Raw genomic sequence first — 2,881 nt, 5'->3', positions numbered from 1 at the left:
AGATAGAAAGACCCGGAAAACTGGCTCAGTGTCCCATGTCAGAAAGGAAGAAAATTCACGCAAAAACGTATCTGGTGCTGAACGTGGAAACAACAGGTCAGGGCCCCCATGACCAGGTGCTTCAGATTACGATTACAGACCATAAGGGGCAACTGATGCTCAATCGTTTCTGCAAGCCTTCTGTGGCGATTGCAGAGGGAGCCAGCAACTACCATCACATGACCAAAGACGTGCTCCAGCATGGTGCGAGTATAGATAATAACAAGGTCTCCACATGGCCAGATATTTACCCTGAGATTGTCAGTCTGCTTGAAGGAAGAACCATCAGGGCTTTCAGGGTGGATTTTGACAGCTACATGATCAAAAGTAGCTGTAGAGCCTTTCATCTTGATACGGCCTGGATGGAAACCTGTCAGTGGGAAGACATGAAGCTGTTCCTGAACTCTGCTACCTGTATTGGCAGGGAATTAGCCGAGGAACTGGTGGCAGAGTATGAAAAAGCCACTGATGAACCGGGTCAGATTATTCCTTTCCCGGCTCATCGCTGGCAACAGTTTTCTCAAACACTCCTGTAAATTTCCAGAGGTCTCTAGGAGAATATATTCCCAATTACTTTTACAAAATCTTCTAAAGTAATAATTGCGTCACTCCACTCATCTTCTTTATCAATTATCATTTCCCAAAGTGAACTATTTTTTGAAAGAATTTTCGCATCAGGTTTTTTCAAGAGAAGTCCTTTCCATTTCAGGGCTTCGAAATAAGAAACTATAGATTTTCCATAGGTGGTTTCAAAATTTTTTGAAAACAAAAATCTAAGAGGAGTAATATATATTTTTCCTCTACTGCCAACATGCACGTTTATATAGTATCCGCTTAGAATGCGTGGCTCAGGCAAGTCTTGAAAGAAATCAACATTATTAATATCAATACTATATTTACTATGGTTGTTTTCTAAAAAAATATTCGCGTCATCTTTTAATTGTTCATCAATTTCTTCATACGTCAATATAACGTTCCATCCTTTCAATGTGCCATCACTATCGGGCATTCCTTTCCTATCAGCACTCCATGTTCTGCGAGCAATATCTATTTCAACATTAGATACTGGCAATGCTTGATGGAAACATTTATCAAACCAATCTTGAGCTTGTGTATAAACAGACGAACCATATTCATGAAATACACCAACTTCGATGAGACCATTTTGCCCAAGAAAACCTACTCCATTATTGGAAAGGTTTGCAGAGCAAATGATACATCCCAAATCAGATAGATATACCTTTGGATGAAATGCGGACATCCAGCGCAAATCATTCCCCAATTTCTTCCTAATCTCAATAAGACTATTAGCGTTTGTTCCACCCATCCCGATATCGCAAATTATCCTTGATGAATCAGGTATATTTTTTTCGGAACCAAAGCCAAGAAAAGCGGATGCAATACAAGAATTTTTCCTAGAGATAATTTCTTTGATTTTATTTTTGAGAGAGGCATCAAATAAAAAATCTTCCATGAGCTTTTCCTCAAAGAGTTTTGTTATAATAATAACACAATAAAACAACACATTATGCAACCTTTGTCGTCAAAATATTTTTGCACAACTTATTTGCGTAATGCATAAATTAATATCTATAATTATATTTGAACGTCACATTAATAAAATGTTGACCATTTATTTTATGAGGAGAATTTTATCATGCAATTTCGATTATTAGAGAACAAAGCCAGACCCAAATGGGAAATCAGTCGTTGGACATACAGCCCTGAAAAGAAACGTGCCGTTAAGGAAACCCTTGGTTCTTTCCCCTACTACTATTCCCTAGTTTCCAGTGCCATTCTGGATAAATGCACCACGCAGGAAAAAGCAGAGGTTCTGGAATGGTGGCGTGTCACCAGTGAAGCCGTAAACAGGGAACGTGTCAGAAGTCAGGTCACAAAGCTTCCTGTTATCTTCAAAGACCTTGAAACCCTGCTGGATGTTATCCAGGACAATCCTGAAGACCTCGCAGAACTCAAAAACCATACCTATGCGTTGAAAGATGCTGTCAGCAAGGTTGTTCGCAAGAAGTCACGCCAACAGAAAAATCAGGAAGCAGTCAACAGCGTTCCCGCTTGACCTTTCCTTATGTTTTCCCCTTCATAGTCAACAGTATTTTATGTTGACTGTTTTCCTATTTTTATAATGTTTCATCAACATACAATGATGTTTAAGTTTCCAGACAAGAAACACATTTTATAAAAAGCACCTGTATTAGACCTGTAAAATACCTTTTCTTCTTATTCTCTGTTTTCTCATCTTGTTTGCCATCTCCTTTGTTATCTTTTGAATATAGCCAGGCATACCAGTATCCGCTTTGCGTCTACTGGTAACTGGCAAGGGGGAAAAGCATTTTCCCCCGTTGACCCCCATTTAAGCAGGAGACCCATTCCATGAGTGAAAAAAGAAAACTGAAAAAATCGTTACTGGTTCGTCTGGATGATGAACAATATGCGTACATTACAAACCATGCCAGACAGCGTGACATCACAGCCAACAGTCTTGTGCGTGAGTGCCTGGCTGGTGCTCTTTCTCCCTCTGATACATATCAGAAGGTCAAGCCAGTCAAAGCCTATAATCCACGCACACCTCCCAAGCCGGAATACATCAAGGAGCTTTACAGGCTCAGGGAAAGCACGGCTGAACTGTGTGGGGCACTGGTGCAATACGCCATCAAATCACGTCAGGAGGGTCATGTCATGGCTCATGCTGAAACAGAATCCCTCATCCCTGATGTGCGTGAAGCCGTGCGTAATCTGGACAGGCTCCGCAAGAAGCTTGAAGGAAAATAATGATTAGCGGGGCTACACGTGGCAAGGGTGGCTCAGGACTATGGCGTCACCT

The 2,881-nt window shown here is 40.9% G+C and carries 4 protein-coding genes; 3 read left to right on the top strand and 1 reads right to left on the bottom strand.

Annotation, left to right across the window (positions count from 1 at the left end):
* Positions 1 to 575, top strand: a 575-nt coding sequence (locus HK26_RS09380; protein ID WP_219337092.1) for a hypothetical protein, incomplete at its 5' end; no start/stop codon positions are given.
* Between the two features lie 14 nt (positions 576 to 589).
* Here the strand turns inward: HK26_RS09380 and HK26_RS13255 are convergent.
* Positions 590 to 1,513: a phospholipase D-like domain-containing protein gene (locus tag HK26_RS13255; RefSeq protein ID WP_143296331.1), complete on the bottom strand. Its 924-nt coding sequence runs from the start codon at positions 1,511 to 1,513 to the stop codon at positions 590 to 592.
* Between the two features lie 183 nt (positions 1,514 to 1,696).
* Here HK26_RS13255 and HK26_RS09370 point away from each other — a divergent pair, with 183 nt between their 5' ends.
* Both HK26_RS09370 and HK26_RS09365 read left to right on the top strand, forming a co-directional pair.
* Entirely contained in the window at positions 1,697 to 2,116 is a 420-nt protein-coding gene (locus HK26_RS09370; RefSeq protein ID WP_086639543.1) for a hypothetical protein, read from the top strand.
* 314 nt (positions 2,117 to 2,430) lie between these two features.
* Positions 2,431 to 2,829 carry a hypothetical protein gene (locus HK26_RS09365; RefSeq protein WP_086639542.1) on the top strand — a complete coding sequence of 133 codons (399 nt, stop codon included), beginning with the start codon at positions 2,431 to 2,433 and terminating at the stop codon, positions 2,827 to 2,829.
* Positions 2,830 to 2,881 lie beyond the last annotated feature (52 nt).

Origin of the sequence: Acetobacter okinawensis, assembly GCF_002153655.1 — a bacterium.
GTDB lineage: Bacteria > Pseudomonadota > Alphaproteobacteria > Acetobacterales > Acetobacteraceae > Acetobacter > Acetobacter okinawensis_A.
Note: the sequence above shows the minus strand (reverse complement) of the source record. Positions and strands in the feature narration are given on the sequence as shown.

Excerpts from the sequence above, each read along its gene's own strand:
- HK26_RS13255 (WP_143296331.1), bottom strand. The coding sequence starts at position 1,513 with ATGGAAGATTTTTTATTTGATGCCTCTCTCAAAAATAAAATCAAAGAA.
- HK26_RS09370 (WP_086639543.1), top strand. The coding sequence starts at position 1,697 with ATGCAATTTCGATTATTAGAGAACAAAGCCAGACCCAAATGGGAAATC.
- HK26_RS09365 (WP_086639542.1), top strand. The coding sequence starts at position 2,431 with ATGAGTGAAAAAAGAAAACTGAAAAAATCGTTACTGGTTCGTCTGGAT.